Raw genomic sequence first — 16,096 nt, forward strand, 5'->3', positions numbered from 1 at the left:
GAATCTATTTAGCTTTTATGTTGATGCTCAAACATGGAATATAAATACAACGCAAAGCTGGCGAGATGCGGTCAAGCAATCTAGCAATCTTACCTTTAGTCAAAACAGTGCGACGTTAACAAATATTGTTTCGTCAGATAAGACAGCCATGTTTAGCAGTAAAGTACAACGGTATGCAGAAAAGCGTCAGGCTGAGTATATTGTGTTTGAGCAGTCACATGATTGGCATAATTGGACACCCACCGAACATGTTGGACCAACTAATTTACGTGATGCACCGGTTTTTTTATCCAAAGGAAAAAATGACTATTGGATGTTTGGTCGTTACGGTGAAAGCGCAAAAAAGAATAACTTCCAAGCGCAGGAAGTCGTGCTATCAGGTTACGATATCACGCTTAGAAGTACTCCATTCAAACATCAATATGATGCTCCAGGAGGCTTAAATAAAAGTCTCGGCGGATATCATGCTTGGCAAAGTAAAGATATGGTCAATTGGGTCCATCATGGAGCGGTTTCTGAGGCTTATTCTCGATGGGTAACCTCCGCGGAATACGTGGATGGCAATGTTTATATTTTTTATGACTACCCGAATGATCAAGATCCACATATGTACATCGATGAAGATTTGACTGATGGTGTACCAGGCAAAGATGTTGGGATGGTATTTAACGATCCCACTCACGGTTCTGATTCCGTCTTTTTTCATGATAATGACGGCAGCCTACATGTAATTTATGAAGACTGGAGTCCTATCAATGCACAAATGCATGCCTGGGATTCACCTTTAGCAGGGCATGCTGTCAGTAAAAAAGGGTATGACAATTTTGAAATACTTCCGCCCGCTGTTGATTTGCGAACTACTCCTACAGGAAAAGTAAAAACCTATAACCATCCGCACTGGAAACAACACCCTGCTTGGGACAGTAATGTTGCAGAATTTCAAGAACACACGCCTGTTCAGGACGCATTTGGCGATTGGTGCATGATTAAAATAGGGGAGCAATATTATCTTTTCGGAGATTATGATAAAGCTGAACATTCCGTAGGAAATGGCAATCCACGAAAAGAAGCGCAAGCAAATATGAGCATCGCGCGCTTTACCACCGGCAATTTAAATGAGGAATTTAAGCTAGTTGGCGATTTTGGGAAGACCGGACATCCTGACCCTGATATCGGTTTCGCTGAAGGAAAATTTTATTTGATTACCCAACATCAAGATTTTGTGAGTTCGGGACCATGGGTAGACACTGTTTCTGCCCGCGTTGGTGTAGATATTGATAATGATGGCGAAATAGACCAATGGAGTGAATGGCAGAAAGTTTCCGAACAATATCAACAGAAAAAGGGCTATGCAAAACACGTTGAGCGCATACCGGCAAAATTGGATTTAAGTCGATTACCACCTGGTTACGGTTTTAGCTTTGAGTTTCGCGCAAACCCTAATGAAAACGGCGTGAGTCCGGTTCTTGATACAGTTAGCTTATCGTTTAAATAGTCGTACCCAACTATAAAGAGATTAACATGGAAAAGTTTATTTGGTTTTCACTTTTATTATTGATTTGTCATGCGACGAGCGCAGCGACTAGACCAAATATTGTTATTTTATTTGCTGATGATATGGGCTACGGCGAGGTTCAGGCACTCAATCCACAGCGAGGTAAGATCCCGACTCCCAATTTAGATAAACTCGCAAGCGAAGGAATCGTCTTTACAGATGCGCATACAGCTTCATCCGTCTGCACGCCATCAAGATATGCACTGCTAACCGGGCGTTATGCATGGAGAACTAGGTTGCAAAGAGGTGTCACATCAGGACATGCTGATCCGCTAATTGCTGCAGAAACATTGACCTTACAAGGTATGTTAAAACAACAGGGCTATCACACTGCGATAGCGGGAAAGTGGCATTTAAACTTTAATTATGAATATGAAGGGGAGGTACTTTCTCCTGAAGGGAAAGGCAAAAATATAAAGAGTCCCCCCATCAATAGTTATATTCCAGACGGTCCTTTAACAAGAGGATTCGATCACTTTTTTGGCTTTCACCATGCACGAGATATGCGGACGTTAATTCGTGATGATAAGGTGGTTGAACATATCGATGTTCAGGATATGTTGCCCAGAACCACCGACTTTGCTGTTGACTATATAAGATCGCAGGCAGAGTCGGCCAAAAAAGGTAATCCATTTTTTTTATATGTCGCATTCGGCTCACCACACACACCAATTGTGCCAACGAAAGAATGGATAGGAAAAAGTGGACTGGGTAAATACGCAGATTTTGTAATGATGACTGATGGAATGGCTGGCAAAATTATTGAAGCGCTCAATGAAAATGGCTTAAAAGAAAATACCTTAGTGATATTCAGTTCAGATAATGGCACCTCCAAAGCGGCTGATGTTATACAATTACAAAATCAAGGTCATTACCCAAGCGCTAACCTGCGTGGATTAAAGTCAGATCTGTGGGACGGTGGGCATAGAGTACCATTTATTTTACGTTGGCCAAGCGGACATAATCGTAAAATAGATACGCAAGACAAATTAATTGGATTATCAGATGTGATGGCCACTGTTGCAGACATAACTGATTATGAAGTCCCAGAAAACGCAGCTGAAGACAGTATTAGCTTTTTGCCTCTGTTACAACAAGACGAGGCGTCATCAACGCGTGAAGCCATCGTTCATCATTCAATTTATGGTAAATTCTCAATACGCCAAGGTGACTGGAAGCTTCTGCTTAGTCCTGGCTCAGGAGGGTGGAGTAAACCTAATGACAAGCAAGCTACTAAAGCGTTTTTACCTGCGGTCCAATTGTATAACATCAAAAATGATATAGCTGAAAAGAACAACTTAGCGACACAATATCCGCAAAAAGTAACGGCTTTAATCACGTTGCTTGAATCTTATGTTGAAAGAGGAAGAAGTACGCCAGGTAAAGCGTTAAAAAATGATGCTGATATCGATATTTGGAAAGATGAACTCAACCTGTGATTAGAGAGTTAATTCTGTGAAATAAGAGCGTAAATCCCTAAATTATTATGGAGTGTTTAATCGGCCTAAGATGAAAATTTGACCAGTTCGACTATTTACATCCTGTTTAATCAATCGAAACTTTTCCACTATGCAAAAAAAACACGCTAGGATCCGTTGATAAAACTCTATTAAATTATTACTTTAGCTTTAATAAAAAATATCCCTCACTGCGAATATTAAACCTATACAAATACTGGTAATTTATATTAGTTTACATAGCGTAAACTGATTTTCGTTGAGTATTGAATATAAATAAGTGGGAAATCCTGGATATAACCAAATGATAAGATTTGTATCAATATTCTATTTAATTGTATTGTTTTTTGGGACTTCAACTCTTGCATTAGCTTCTAAAAATAAAACATTGCAGATGTTTATTTGGTCTAGTGAATTAGCCCCGATAATCAGCAAAGGGGAGGGCACAGATAAAGTGCTTGATCTTATGCAATATCAAGGGATATTTGTCGATATTATGGCTAAATTGCCAACTGAACTGCAGGTATCCATTGATGTGTCGTTAATCGGCAGAGCACGCGGTGAAAAAGAGTTATACAAGGGTGTATATGATTTATCTATTTTGTCGAAAGAGTGGTTAAGCCAACCGGAAGCTTTAGTTTATACAAAGCCTATCTACGTGCATCGTGAATATTTATATGCAGTTTCTGAAATACCAGATGTATCTCTTGAAAAAATCATTAACAAAGCATTTATTTGCACCAGAAGAAATTATTTATATCCAAAATTAAAGGACTATTTCGATCGAAAAATTGCGGTTCGTATGGATAGCTTTTCTGAAGAAGCGCAATTTAAAATGTTATTAAAAGGTCGTTGCGATTTTGTGGTGACCAACGAATTTGTTGGACAGGCAATAATTGACAAATATCAGTTGCACAATCAGGTCAAACACTCTTTCAAATCACTAGATGAGGTTAATTTTACGATTGCATTTCACCCAAGAAATAAACAATTTGTTACTATCTTGAATAAGCATATTGAAATGTTGGCTGAGACTGGCCAGCTTGAAGAGATCATAGACACCCATCGTTTTAGTGCAGTTAGATGACGAGTAAATTTTGAGTTCGCTAAAGTACTTATCCTCATATCCCACTCAATTGCAAGAACAGATAGCGCAGTTACTGAACCAGAATCGATTAACAGAGTATTTGCTAGCAAAGTACCCCTTAATAAATTATGTTCCAAATGATAATGCGCTTCGAGAATATGTGATTGATATTAAAAATCAGTACCTAAAAAAGTCACAGCCTTTGAGTAAAGTGGTATTCGATAAAAATATTCATGTCGTTGACAATGCGTTAGGCTTACATAGTTATGTATCACGTATTCAGGGCAGCAAACTCAAGAGTAAAAATGAAATTCGGATTAGCACTTTGTTTAAAAATACGCCGATCGCGTTTTTGAATATGATAGTGGTGCATGAATTGGCACATTTGAAGCAAAAAGAACATAACAAGGCGTTTTACCAACTCTGTCGACATATGTTACCTGATTATCACCAAATTGAGTTCGATGTAAGGGTTTATCTAACTCATCTAGAAGAAGTTGGGCAAGTTTATGGTAACCGCTAAACTTAGAGCAGGTTTTTTATGAACTACCAATTTACAAAAAATTATTTAGGTGTGCCGGAGGCCCAGTTTGAGATGGGGAACGAAGCGTTTTCACGTTGGTTCTCTGAAGAACTTGGCGTTAAGAAGACAAGATTAACGAAAATTTTCACGGCCATTGAACAGCTTGAAAATGGGAAAATTAATCAATTTACGCTGACGGGAAATGAATTTAGTTTGTTACTGGATAAATATGAAGTAGAAGTTAGTGCAAATGAATTGCATTTAAACTCGCCAGATGAACTTCCTGAAGGAACTGAAATTTACACTCAAGAGTTAGTCTCAGGTTGCGGTTTGGAAGACTTTAAGCAAGTTTTGAAATCCTGGAGTGATTTTATTGCTGAATAAAAAGCCTTTGAAAGCACAAGTTGGTAGCCAATTTTGACCGTTATTGTTGATGATTTTATTGCGCCTGTTTGTTTACAAGATATTGAGATTCTTTATCAAGACACACATCTTTTACTGATTAACAAACCCTGCGGATTGTTATCACTATCAGGTAAAAATCCGTTAAATCGAGATTCCGTGCATTTTAGGTTGGTTAAAGAATATAGTACTGCAACTATGGTTCACCGGTTAGATTTTGGAACGTCAGGTATTATGTTGATTGCGTTGACAAAAGATTGCAACGCTGCGCTAACTAAGCAATTTCAATCACGCAAGGTAGCAAAGTCATATGTAGCTTTATTACAAGGTCATGTCGAAAATTCGTCTGGGCAGATTAATTCCCCTATTGCTAAAGATCGACTTTTATTTCCCAAGGTTAAAATTTGTTCTGAATTTGGTAAACCTGCGACTACACGATATAAAGTGCTTGCACGATACAGTGACATTAATACAACTCGCGTTCAATTTGAACCGTTAAGTGGCAGGACTCATCAATTAAGAATTCATAGTCAGAATTTTGGACACCCAATACTAGGCTGTGACTTATATGGTACAGCAGACAGTCATGCAGCAGCGGACAGACTTATGCTACATGCAGAAAAGTTAGCGTTTATCCACCCTGTAACCAATCAACCTATCTGTGGCTATAGTTCTGTACCTTTTTAAGACTATGTTATTCAGTTTGTTTTATTTTACGACTGCCATTTTTGCTTGTTCTTTTTTAAAAATGCATACCTGATTTTTTCCTAGTGCCTTAGCCCGATAGAGTGCCTGATCGGCTGCTTTAATCAGTGATAAAGGATCTTCATTTCTGTTCGGTTGCATACAATGCACGCCAATACTAACACTGGCATTTACTTGAATATTTTCACCTTCACTTCCGATGACTTGAATAGGTGTTTCTTCAACCAGTTCCTTTATATCATTTGCCACTTTTTGGGCACCTATAAGGTTTGTGTTAGGCAAAATACAGGCAAATTCTTCGCCCCCGTAGCGAGCGACTAAGTCATCAGGCCGATGTATGTTTTTGGCTATTTTCTGGGCGATGGTTCGCAAGCAACTATCACCCGCCTGATGTCCGTATGTATCATTAAATTCTTTAAAGTTATCTACGTCGATCATTAGCAATGCCATCTGCGTTTTTTCTCTGGCGCAAGATAACCAGTCGGATACAATTTGTTCATCAAATTGGTAACGGTTACTTACACCTGTAAGACCGTCTACTAAAGCTAATTTGCGTAACAAATCAGATTGTCGTTTCGATTGCACGTGGCTTTGCACTCTAGCCCACGTAATCGTATTGTTTATGGGCTTGCGAATAAAGTCGACTGCACCAACTTCAAACCCTTTAACTTCGTCAGATTCGTCAATGTTAGAAGTAATAAATATAATTGGGATATGTGACGTAAACACATTGTCTTTTAGTTTTTCGCAGGTTTGAAAACCATCTAAAACTGGCATATTAATATCCAGTAAAATGATATCAGGTATAAGCTCTTTAGCTGTCTGCAGGCATTGTTCACCATCGCTGGCCATAAAAATATGAAAGTCATTTTGAAATACTTCGTATATTTGACGAACCACTAATGGCTGATCATCAGCAATCAACATGACGGGAGTACGGTTGGTGATATTGCTAAAACTTACCTGTTCATTTTTCATAAACTTTACTCAATTTATGGGTTAAATTCTGTGTTTGGATGAAGTTAAGTGCTTGATTAAATTTAAGATGATCCACATACTCATTCAATTGTGCTAGGTTTTCATCGCTAGGGTGTCGGTCTTGTAACGACTTTACATATTGAATGACACTAAGATCATTCGTATTCAAAAGCCCTACAATTTTATTCAACTGTTCAGGCCTTATACCTATACTTTCACAGGGGGATTTTTGTTCCTGATCGATAGTTTTCGATCCCATGAATAAGTCTTGTAGTCGCTTTAAATTAATGGCTTGCAACTGGGGTAATGTTTCTATTAATTTTGCCATTTGTTGTTTGTTTAAACCATCATTTTTAGCCGTCTGATAAATGGAACTCACATAATCAAAAACATCTTGAGCACCTATTGTTCCTGAGATACCTTTCAATGCATGTAGCGCTTCGTTCACTTGGCTTTTTGCAGTTGCGTTTTTTAATAAGTTAAATTGTTGAATGAATTCTTGAGCATATAAAGGCAGCAAATTTTCAACCAGAGATTGATTGTTACCAAACCTGATAAGTATTTGTTGTTTAGCCACTTGATCCGAATTCGCTGTTGACGATTCTACAGGTTTATCGTTTTGTTCAAATTCGTTGTTCAATGCCGCTAAAATTGTTTCGCACAATCTATGCAGGTTGACGGGCTTCGGAATATGTCCATTCATACCTACTTTATAGTAAGTTAATTGGTCTTCTGGGTTTGAGTCTGCTGTTGCCGCGATAATCGGTAGATTGTCAAATCGAGAGTCTTGTCTAATTTGTTTTGTGGTGCTTATACCGTCCAGTTTTGGCATATTGATATCAATTAGCAAAATATCGAATGTAGTTGGCTTAGAATCCAATAAAGAAAGAACTTCTTTTCCATTGTCTACTGCTGACACTAATGCACCAGACATTTCAAGGAGACGCTTCAGCGCATCCAATGTAAGTTTGTTGTCATCAGCGATAAGAATGGTGATTCCAGCGAGTCTATTCACAGCAAAATCTACCTTATCGATTCTTTTATTATAAAAAACTTGTAATGTTTAGCGTCGATCATAATGAATGAACCCTCACGTTATTTTCACCAATTAATATATTAAAAAGGTGTAACAGCTCGATTTAATACTTTAGTGAAAGCAACTTACACACCAAGTTTCATTTCAATAGATAATTAGTCTAATATGTGGCTGGGATGCGCAAGTGTAGGGTTTTATGTCAAAATAGCCTAATGCGATACACTCATTTTTGTAATAAAGGAATTTCTAAGCGAGAAATAATTGCAATATTGTGAAAAAGTTTCATTCTATTTAAATCTGCAGATTAAAGTTTTTGGTTAATTAGTTGATAAAGTAGATTGAGTGAAATAATGTCATCCTAGTTATCGGTTTTCATTGAGACTCAAGCAATAACTAAGAATTATTATTAGTTGAATGCGGTTTTGTATCGGAAATAGAAGAATGGCAGTTGGAAAGGTTGAAACAATTTTAAAAAGCACTATGTACAGTGTTAAATTTCTATTTAGCAAATCTAAATATTGAGAATTAAAACGTTAGTTGTCTCAACAATTAAAATATAAAGGACGTTGATGTGTTAAAAGTACTATTGGTTGATGATGACAGCGAATTTACCGATGTTGCCTATCAAATTATCGAATTTTTAGGCCATGAAGTATCTGTAGCAGGTACATTAAAAGAAGCCAAACAATGGTTAGAACATCAACAGTTTGATCATATTTTACTGGACTTCATGCTGCCAGACGGCAGTGGATTGCATTTAATCGACGAACTGAAATCAAATAGTGAAAATGAAACTTTCATTACTCTAATTACGGGTCACCCCTCAGTTAAAGGTATGCTAGCAGGCCTTTGCGGTCCAAAAGTTAATTATCTAGTTAAACCAATTCAGCGGGAAGATATCGAACAGGTACTTAACCGCAAATCTAAAAAGCCAACTAAAAAGAACCATAAAGCATTACATTTTGGATGTTTAATTGGTGAATCTGCACCGATGCAAGAATTGTATTTAATGATTGAACGTGTCGCTAAAACCAGTGCAAATGTGATGCTCATGGGGGAAAGCGGGGTTGGTAAAGAAGTGGTCGCGCAAGCTATTCATAGCGCTAGTGAGTGTGACGGGCCACTGGTAGCAACTAACTGTGGCGCTTTGTCTAAAGAACTAATTGGCAGTGAATTGTTTGGGCATGAAAAAGGCGCATTTACCGGCGCAGTGGGACGTAAAGATGGCGTTTTTGAACGAGCTGAGCATGGTACTTTATTTCTTGACGAAGTGACCGAAATGCCAATTGATATGCAACCAAATTTGTTACGAGTTTTAGAATCAAAACGCGTGACACGTTTAGGTGGTACAAAAGAAATTGATGTTAATTGTAGAGTCGTATCGGCCACCAACCGAAGCATTCAAGATTTAGCGGAAAGTAAAATGTTAAGAGAGGATGTCTATTTTCGATTAGCGGTTTTCCCTATTGACATCCCTCCACTTAGAAAAAGAAAAGAAGACATTCCATTATTGGCTAAAGCTTTCCTTGACGAATTAAATTCAGAAAATGGGACATCTTTTGCTTGGAATGAGAGTCAGCTTTCGCGACTATCGGATTATTCATGGCCCGGAAATGTGCGTGAATTGCGACATACCGTACATCGTGCTTTTATTATGAGTGACCCAGATACTTCAACCGTCGATTTACCCAGTAGCTTTGCTTCGCCATTTGCCACCAAGCAAAGTGCGTCTAATCAAATATCAGCAGGGCAGACCATCGAAAATGTTGAAAAGGAACTAATACGGGCGACTTTGGAAAAAGTGGATGGTAGTAAAACCTTGGCCGCCGAAATGCTTGGTATTAGTACTAAAACACTCTATAACCGTCTTCATGCCTACGGCGATTTTGCAGAATAATCGGAGTTTTAATGACCTTAGAAGATGATGGAAATAGTAATCTTAGAACCATGATTCACGACGCGCGTGGACCATTAAATCGGATTTCGATGAATGCTGAGTTAGTCAAGTTGGTACTTGAAAACGATATGCCTCGCGAAAAAGCGATTGAAGCATTAAATAAAATTATTGTTGCTTGCCAAGATTGTAGTGAAAAACTTCAATCAATCAGTGATTCGCAAAAAAATAGCGACGTATAGTCTTATTGTTTTGGGATGAACCAACTACAACTTAACTAAGCAGGAATATATGACTAAGCGTCGATTACTCGGAAATACGGTATTTACTTGGTTTACGGTTACTATCATTGTGTTAGGTGTGATAACTGTGAATGCATATTTAGCAGTGAAAACCACCCGAGACCTAGCAAAAGTGCAACAAAGTTTGACCAATACGGGTAACGTCATTCTCGTTTTGGATGAGTTAAACATAATGATTTTAGCTGCTGAAAGTAGTCAGCGAGGGTATTTATTAACCGAAATTGAAGAATACCTCGCGCCTTATACTAATGCGGTCAAAAAGTTAGCTGAACAAATTGAAAAAGTTAGACTGGTTAAAGTAGAAATTGTCGGTCAAAAAGATTTAATTGATCAACTCATTCATAAAACAGAACTAAAAATGAATGAATTGGAAAAAACTGTGCTACTCGCCCAGGCGGATAGAGAACGTTCGGCAATCAGGTTGGTGAAAGGTGGCGAAGGTCATGAATTAACCAAAGAACTCAATCAATTGTTTACGCAAATTATCGATAATGAACTTACCTACCGTGATTTTCTGTATAGCAAATTAAACCGTGCAGAAAAAGAATCCGTTTTTACGTTTTTTACTTCTGCAATTACTAGTGCATTGTTGTTGCTTGGACTTATTGTTCTTGCAAGATTAAATTTGGTTAGCGATGAAAAATTTAGGAATTCATTAGAAAAGCAAAACGAAATCCTTGCTAGAAAAGTCAACGAACGCACAGAAAAATTAACGATTTACGCCGATGAGTTAGCTCGAAGCAACCGTGAACTAGAAGACTTTGCCTTTGTCGCTTCTCACGATTTGCAAGAACCGTTACGTAAAATTCGTGCATTCGGTGACAGACTCCAATCAGACTATTCAGAAAAGTTAGGAGATAAAGGTGCTGACTACCTAAATCGCATGAAAAATGCGGCTGAACGCATGTCAAATTTGATTAGCGATTTATTAGAGTTCTCTAGAGTATCTACTCGCGGTAAAGATTTTGTTGACGTAGATTTGGCTGAAGTCATTACTGACCTTAAGAGTGACTTAGAAATAGCAATAGAAGAAAGTAAAGCAGAACTAATTATTGCTGATTTACCGACAATTAAAGCAGACTCTAGTCAAATGAATCAACTTTTCTTAAATCTACTTTCTAATGCTATAAAATTTAGAAAAACAGACGTGCAACTACAGATTGAACTTCAATATCATATGCAAGAAGCGGCGAAATTAAAAGGTAATTCGGATGTAGATATGCACGTGTTTACCTTAAGCGACAATGGTGTTGGCTTCGAAAATGAATTCGCGGAAAAAATATTTGTTCCTTTCCAACGTTTACACGGACGAAATGAATACAAGGGCACAGGTATCGGCTTAGCGGTGTGTCGACGCATTGTGGAACGTCACGGAGGTAGTATTATGGCGACAAGTGAACTAGGCGAAGGCTCGAAATTTGTCATCAAATTACCGGTAGACGCCGTATTAAACAAAATTTAGTCAAGAGATAATGAGCAAAGGAAAAATAAATGGTAAATTCAAATAAAAAGTCGCTAGTCATTCTGATGGCAGATGACGATGATGATGATAGATTATTAGCGCAAGACGCATTAAACGAAAGCCGAGTTTTAAACAACCTCCAGTGTGTGGAGGACGGTGTTGAGTTAATGAATTATTTGAAGCGTAATGGAAAATATGCGGATAAAGAAGCTTATCCGCGACCTGGACTCATTTTATTAGACCTTAATATGCCAAGAATGGACGGCAGAGAAGCCCTAGCTGAGATTAAAGCGGATCCAAATCTAAAGAGTATTCCTGTTGTGATTCTAACAACCTCAAAAGAAGAAGAGGATAAAGTCAAAGGATATGACTCTGGCGCTGCATCTTATATTACTAAGCCAGTGAATTTCGAAGGCTTAGTTGAAGTGATGAAAGCGTTAGGAAAGTATTGGGTTGAAATTGTTGAATTACCAGATAACAAAGAATAGAAAATTAAGTAATTGATTGATATGGAAGTGAAATCAGCGCGCATTTTAATTGTTGAAGATGACGAAGATGATTACATACTCACTCGTGATCAATTAGACAAGCTCGAAGGTCACCAGTTTGAAATTGATTGGGCGACCAACTTAACGAATGCGCTTGATCAATTAAAGCGCAATATCCATGAAATTTGTTTATTAGATTATCGATTGGGTGCCTATACTGGTATAGACGTTTTAAACAAAGCACAAGCACTTGGGTCTGAAGTTCCTATTATAATGCTTACTGGGCAGTCAGATGATGCTCTAGATAGATTGGCTTTAAAGGCTGGTGCAGCCGACTTTTTAGTCAAAGGGGATATTACAAACTCTAGGTTTGCTCGTGCCATTCGTTATGCAATTGCTCGTGGCGAAATTGAAAAGGCTCGCCAACAAAGTTTAGATGCCGAAATTGAAAGTCGCTCAAAAGATCGTTTCATTGCACATTTAAGCCATGAACTCAGAACGCCTTTAACATCTATTTTAGGTTATACAGAACTGTTATTGCATAGCGATAAAGCAAATGATGCTTCAAAAGAGCTCTCGACCATATTAAATAATGGTAAACATCTATTAAGCTTACTTAATGACATTTTAGACTTATCAAAAATAGCAGCAGGGAAATTACAGTTAAAACCCGCAGAAGTTGAGCTTAGTAGTTTTGTTGGTGATATTCTAACCCTCATGCAAATGCCGGCAGCCGAGAAAAACTTACATCTTAATTTTATCGCTTCCCCTTTAATTCCGAGTGTCATCAAGGTCGATCCAACTCGACTTCGCCAGATCATTATTAATCTGTTATTTAATGCAATTAAATTTACAGATGCAGGTGAAGTTAGTCTTACTGTCGACTTTGATCCCAATCATCCTGAACATATACGTTTTATTGTGTCTGATACTGGTATTGGCATCGCTGCAAAAGAAATTGATTCGATATTTATTCCGTTTCAACAACTTGAAGAAGTGGCTTTAAAAAAAGAGCAGGGGGCAGGGCTCGGACTTGCTATTTCTACTGAATTAGTGCGTTGTATGGAAGGCAATATCACGGTTGAATCTGAATTGGGTAAAGGTAGTAAATTCATGGTGAGTTTGCCTCTTCCAACAGCTTATCATGCCAATTTGAAACCTTTAGAGGTGAAGATATTTGATCAACATTCTGGAGAAAAGTACGGCCCACTAAAGGGTAAAATTCTTATTGTTGATGATTTACCTGATATACGAAATCTGGTTGGCGAAATGTGTCGCTCTTACGGTCTAGAAGTGGTTTTTGCCGCAGATGGGCGGCAGGCGCTTGAAGCCCTTCAAAACGCAAGTCATGACTTTGATTTAGTAGTGATGGACATTCATATGCCAGTTATGGATGGTCGAAAGGCGATTGTTGAAATTAGAAAGTTGGGCTTTAGTAAACCTGTTTTGTCACTGACCGCAGCGAACATGAAAGGCGTAGATATTGAGTTAGCTGCATTGGGTTTTGATGATGTCATCGGTAAGCCTATTGACCAAACTTTGCTGCATAAAAAGTTGAAGCAATACTTGCAACAAAATACATCTGTTGAACAAACAGCAGCAGCGAAAACAACAAATTCAAACATAACCGATTGTTTGGCAAATTCACAGGTATTGGTAGTAGAAGACGATGCAGATGCGTCGGATGTTATTGTACTGCTGTTAGACAGTTTAGGCTTGAAAGCTGATAGTGCCGCTTCTTGTGAAATGTGCCTAGATATTCTGTCCAAAAACCATCAGTTCAGCCATATTTTATTAGACAAAAACTTACCTGATGGAGATGGCATCAAGCTAGCTAACCAAATAAGAGTTAGTCATCCTAGTTGTGAATTGATAGTCATCAGTGGAGAGGAAATTGATGACGATGTGTTGTCCCAAAATGGTGTCAGCTGTGCCTTATTGAAGCCTATCAATATGCAGCAATTGAGCGATATTTTTTCATAATCAATTTTTTAATCTAACTTTGTGTAGCTGATTAGTAAACATAAAAGTATATATAAAAGGCTAATACCTTCTATTATATTTGCTACAGAGATTAATTCATTTGTGCTACCGTGACATTATCGATGTGTAGTGGTGTAGATGACTTGTTTACTTTATTTTTCAAGTCACCTTTGGATGTAAATTCGATGTGGCTTTTTGTCCTTAATTATTTAATTAGACTGCGACTTTATAAGATTGTTGTTGGATTTGCTTTCGTGTGCGGCGCTTTCGCAGGACAGGCTCAATCTGGTGATATCCTTACCGAAAAAATTTTGACACAGCCGGTTCAATCCTATCTCGTTTTAAATAATCAAAATCGTGATTCGCAACCTATAGAACAGCGTCTGCAAACAGCATTTTTGCAGCACTTGCTAGGATTAAATGAAGAGTTATCAAAAAATTTAAGCGCTATATCTGTACCAGCGTTGTCAGAATCTATTGAATTGCAGGCTATCTACTATTTTTTGCAAGGTGCAAATGCAGGTAAAAAGGGACACTATAAGCAAGCTGTAGAACATCTGGTTCGAGCTCAGAACATTACCCATAATTTAGATTCTTCTAGATTATGGGTGCTGGCGAGTCAAGAAATGGCTTATACCCAAGCTCTACAAGAAAATTTCGAAGAGGCTTTTAATACTTTACAGTTAGCTTTCCAGCGCGCACAGTCAGAGCAGGATACTTTAGGATTAGCCCTTGCAGAGCAATCGCTTGCTGCAATTTACAGTTATGCAGACAATTATCAACAAGCTCTAGCAAATTACAAAAGTGCGTTAACGCGTTATAAACAACTAGCATACCCTGCGTACATTGCAGAAACTTTGTTGGGGATTGCAACGACATTACGTCACAGCCAACAATGGGATAAAGCATTGTCAGCTTATGAAGAGTATGCCAAGGCATTGAGTTTTCAAAATGACGTTGGAAGTAAATTCTTTTATCACTATGGCAAAGGGATTACCCTTGCGTTAAGTGGGCGTTGCAGAGAAGCAATACCAGAAATCAATGCTGCGGTTGATTCTGACGCACCGAGAGATTATTTGAGTGAGTTACATAAAAAATCCGCATTGTGCTCCGCGGCTAATGGGGATGTCGAGCAAGCCAAAGTTAGTTTAGAACAAGCCAAATTCATTATCGATAATTCTCCTGAATTGCAAAACACTTTGTGGCAAACAGAATTACTATTAATTGAATCGGAAATAGCAAAATCTGAAGGGAATTATGAGGCCGCTTTGGCGTTATTTCGAAGCTATCATTCCACATACATTAAATTGCAAAGTAAAAAGACCTCAGACAATCTAATTCGCTTAAAGTCCAAGTTGGAAAGCGAGCGCAAAGATGCTGAAATTGAATTGCTATCTCAACGCACCAAGTTGCAAGCTTTAGAATTAGTGGCCAATAAAGCGAAACAACAAAATCGACTAGTGATTACGATCGGTGCCATTGTTGTTGCTTTATTATTGATGATAATAGCGTTATTTCAATATTGGAAATCCAAACAACTTTATCAATTGTCAGTTAAAGATATGCTAACCGGACTATTTAATCGGCGCTATGCTATTGAATTGATGAGTAGTTGGTTAGTGCCGCAACGGCATAAAATGCAAAATTGGACTGTCATCATGATCGACATTGATCATTTTAAACAAGTGAACGATACCTTTGGCCACGCGATAGGCGATCAGTTGCTCAAAGCAATGGCAGATGAAGCTTCTCAAGTAGTTAGACCCTCAGATATGCTAGCGCGTTTTGGTGGTGAAGAGTTTATTTGTGCCCTCACAAGAATTGAGCCTGAAGAAGCCGAAAAAATAGCAGAACGTTTACGCGAGCAGTTAGCGAACGTCACTATTGCAATACCCGGAAATAATGATTCGAAACAAGTTAATTGTACGGCATCAATCGGAGTTGCTCACATTAGACAAGACGATACAGACCTCAATAAGCTTTTGGAAAGAGCTGATAAAGCGCTATATGAGGCGAAACATCAGGGGCGAAATTGTGTCGTTGTGGCCGATTAATTCGTTTTTGTTGCAATCATCGACTGAAAAGTGGGTTATAAACTCAGATTGAATAAGAGATGTGCACACAATAAAGTTTAAATTGGTCGTACTAATCTTTGGTCTATAATGAAAAAGTCGAGACTGATTGTTATTCTTACTTTGGCAAATGTTTTGGATATCACAACTTT

General features: G+C 38.1%; 14 protein-coding genes. 12 read left to right on the forward strand and 2 right to left on the reverse strand.

Annotation, left to right across the window (positions count from 1 at the left end; all coding sequences use genetic code 11):
- The 6 genes from GLIP_RS22040 to GLIP_RS08755 all read left to right on the forward strand — a co-directional run.
- A partial coding sequence (locus tag GLIP_RS22040; RefSeq protein WP_052154962.1) for a glycoside hydrolase family protein occupies positions 1–1,495 on the forward strand: 1,495 nt, incomplete at its 5' end.
- Positions 1,496–1,521: 26 nt separating this feature from the next.
- Entirely contained in the window at positions 1,522–2,994 is a 1,473-nt protein-coding gene (locus GLIP_RS08735; RefSeq protein WP_008844247.1) for a sulfatase family protein, read from the forward strand.
- A gap of 322 nt (positions 2,995–3,316) precedes the next feature.
- The gene (locus GLIP_RS08740; protein ID WP_008844248.1) at positions 3,317–4,099 is read left to right on the forward strand and encodes a substrate-binding periplasmic protein; all 783 of its coding nucleotides are present in this window, start codon (positions 3,317–3,319) and stop codon (positions 4,097–4,099) included.
- 10 nt (positions 4,100–4,109) lie between these two features.
- On the forward strand, positions 4,110–4,622 hold the full coding sequence (locus tag GLIP_RS08745) for a M48 family metallopeptidase (protein ID WP_008844249.1): 513 nt from the start codon (positions 4,110–4,112) through the stop codon (positions 4,620–4,622).
- An 18-nt stretch (positions 4,623–4,640) separates the two neighbouring features.
- Entirely contained in the window at positions 4,641–5,006 is a 366-nt protein-coding gene (locus tag GLIP_RS08750) for a YacL family protein (protein ID WP_008844250.1), read from the forward strand.
- Between the two features lie 33 nt (positions 5,007–5,039).
- The gene (locus tag GLIP_RS08755) at positions 5,040–5,711 is read left to right on the forward strand and encodes an RluA family pseudouridine synthase (RefSeq protein WP_008844251.1); all 672 of its coding nucleotides are present in this window, start codon (positions 5,040–5,042) and stop codon (positions 5,709–5,711) included.
- Positions 5,712–5,732: 21 nt separating this feature from the next.
- On the opposite strand, the gene GLIP_RS08760 is transcribed toward GLIP_RS08755, so the two are convergent.
- Positions 5,733–6,707: a diguanylate cyclase gene (locus GLIP_RS08760; RefSeq protein ID WP_008844252.1), complete on the reverse strand. Its 975-nt coding sequence runs from the start codon at positions 6,705–6,707 to the stop codon at positions 5,733–5,735.
- The gene (locus GLIP_RS08765) at positions 6,697–7,722 is read right to left on the reverse strand and encodes a response regulator (protein WP_008844253.1); all 1,026 of its coding nucleotides are present in this window, start codon (positions 7,720–7,722) and stop codon (positions 6,697–6,699) included. The genes GLIP_RS08760 and GLIP_RS08765 overlap by 11 nt, the downstream gene beginning before the upstream one ends.
- A gap of 592 nt (positions 7,723–8,314) precedes the next feature.
- Here GLIP_RS08765 and GLIP_RS08770 point away from each other — a divergent pair.
- The 6 genes from GLIP_RS08770 to GLIP_RS08795 all read left to right on the forward strand — a co-directional run bounded on the left by GLIP_RS08770 (position 8,315) and on the right by GLIP_RS08795 (position 15,926).
- Complete coding sequence (locus GLIP_RS08770; RefSeq protein WP_008844254.1) at positions 8,315–9,640, forward strand: sigma-54-dependent transcriptional regulator; 1,326 nt, start codon at positions 8,315–8,317, stop codon at positions 9,638–9,640.
- An 11-nt stretch (positions 9,641–9,651) separates the two neighbouring features.
- Complete coding sequence (locus GLIP_RS08775) at positions 9,652–9,879, forward strand: hypothetical protein (RefSeq protein WP_040522482.1); 228 nt, start codon at positions 9,652–9,654, stop codon at positions 9,877–9,879.
- 49 nt (positions 9,880–9,928) lie between these two features.
- A complete protein-coding gene (locus tag GLIP_RS08780) occupies positions 9,929–11,401 on the forward strand; it encodes a sensor histidine kinase (RefSeq protein ID WP_008844256.1) in 1,473 nt (490 codons plus the stop codon).
- Between the two features lie 29 nt (positions 11,402–11,430).
- The gene (locus GLIP_RS08785) at positions 11,431–11,889 is read left to right on the forward strand and encodes a response regulator (protein WP_008844257.1); all 459 of its coding nucleotides are present in this window, start codon (positions 11,431–11,433) and stop codon (positions 11,887–11,889) included.
- A gap of 21 nt (positions 11,890–11,910) precedes the next feature.
- Entirely contained in the window at positions 11,911–13,872 is a 1,962-nt protein-coding gene (locus GLIP_RS08790; protein ID WP_008844258.1) for a response regulator, read from the forward strand.
- A gap of 254 nt (positions 13,873–14,126) precedes the next feature.
- Positions 14,127–15,926, forward strand: a complete 1,800-nt coding sequence (locus GLIP_RS08795) for a tetratricopeptide repeat-containing diguanylate cyclase (protein WP_161602045.1) — start codon at positions 14,127–14,129, stop codon at positions 15,924–15,926.
- The last annotated feature ends 170 nt before the right edge of the window (positions 15,927–16,096 follow it).

The organism is Aliiglaciecola lipolytica E3 (assembly GCF_000314975.1).
Classification (GTDB): Bacteria; Pseudomonadota; Gammaproteobacteria; order Enterobacterales; family Alteromonadaceae; genus Aliiglaciecola; species Aliiglaciecola lipolytica.

Bases quoted from the DNA above. Each gene is read 5' to 3' on its own strand.
- GLIP_RS08735 (WP_008844247.1), top strand. From the start codon at position 1,522: ATGGAAAAGTTTATTTGGTTTTCACTTTTATTATTGATTTGTCATGCG.
- GLIP_RS08760 (WP_008844252.1), bottom strand. From the start codon at position 6,707: ATGAAAAATGAACAGGTAAGTTTTAGCAATATCACCAACCGTACTCCC.
- GLIP_RS08775 (WP_040522482.1), top strand. From the start codon at position 9,652: ATGACCTTAGAAGATGATGGAAATAGTAATCTTAGAACCATGATTCAC.
- GLIP_RS08780 (WP_008844256.1), top strand. From the start codon at position 9,929: ATGACTAAGCGTCGATTACTCGGAAATACGGTATTTACTTGGTTTACG.
- GLIP_RS08785 (WP_008844257.1), top strand. From the start codon at position 11,431: ATGGTAAATTCAAATAAAAAGTCGCTAGTCATTCTGATGGCAGATGAC.
- GLIP_RS08790 (WP_008844258.1), top strand. From the start codon at position 11,911: ATGGAAGTGAAATCAGCGCGCATTTTAATTGTTGAAGATGACGAAGAT.
- GLIP_RS08740 (WP_008844248.1), top strand. From the start codon at position 3,317: ATGATAAGATTTGTATCAATATTCTATTTAATTGTATTGTTTTTTGGG.
- GLIP_RS08750 (WP_008844250.1), top strand. From the start codon at position 4,641: ATGAACTACCAATTTACAAAAAATTATTTAGGTGTGCCGGAGGCCCAG.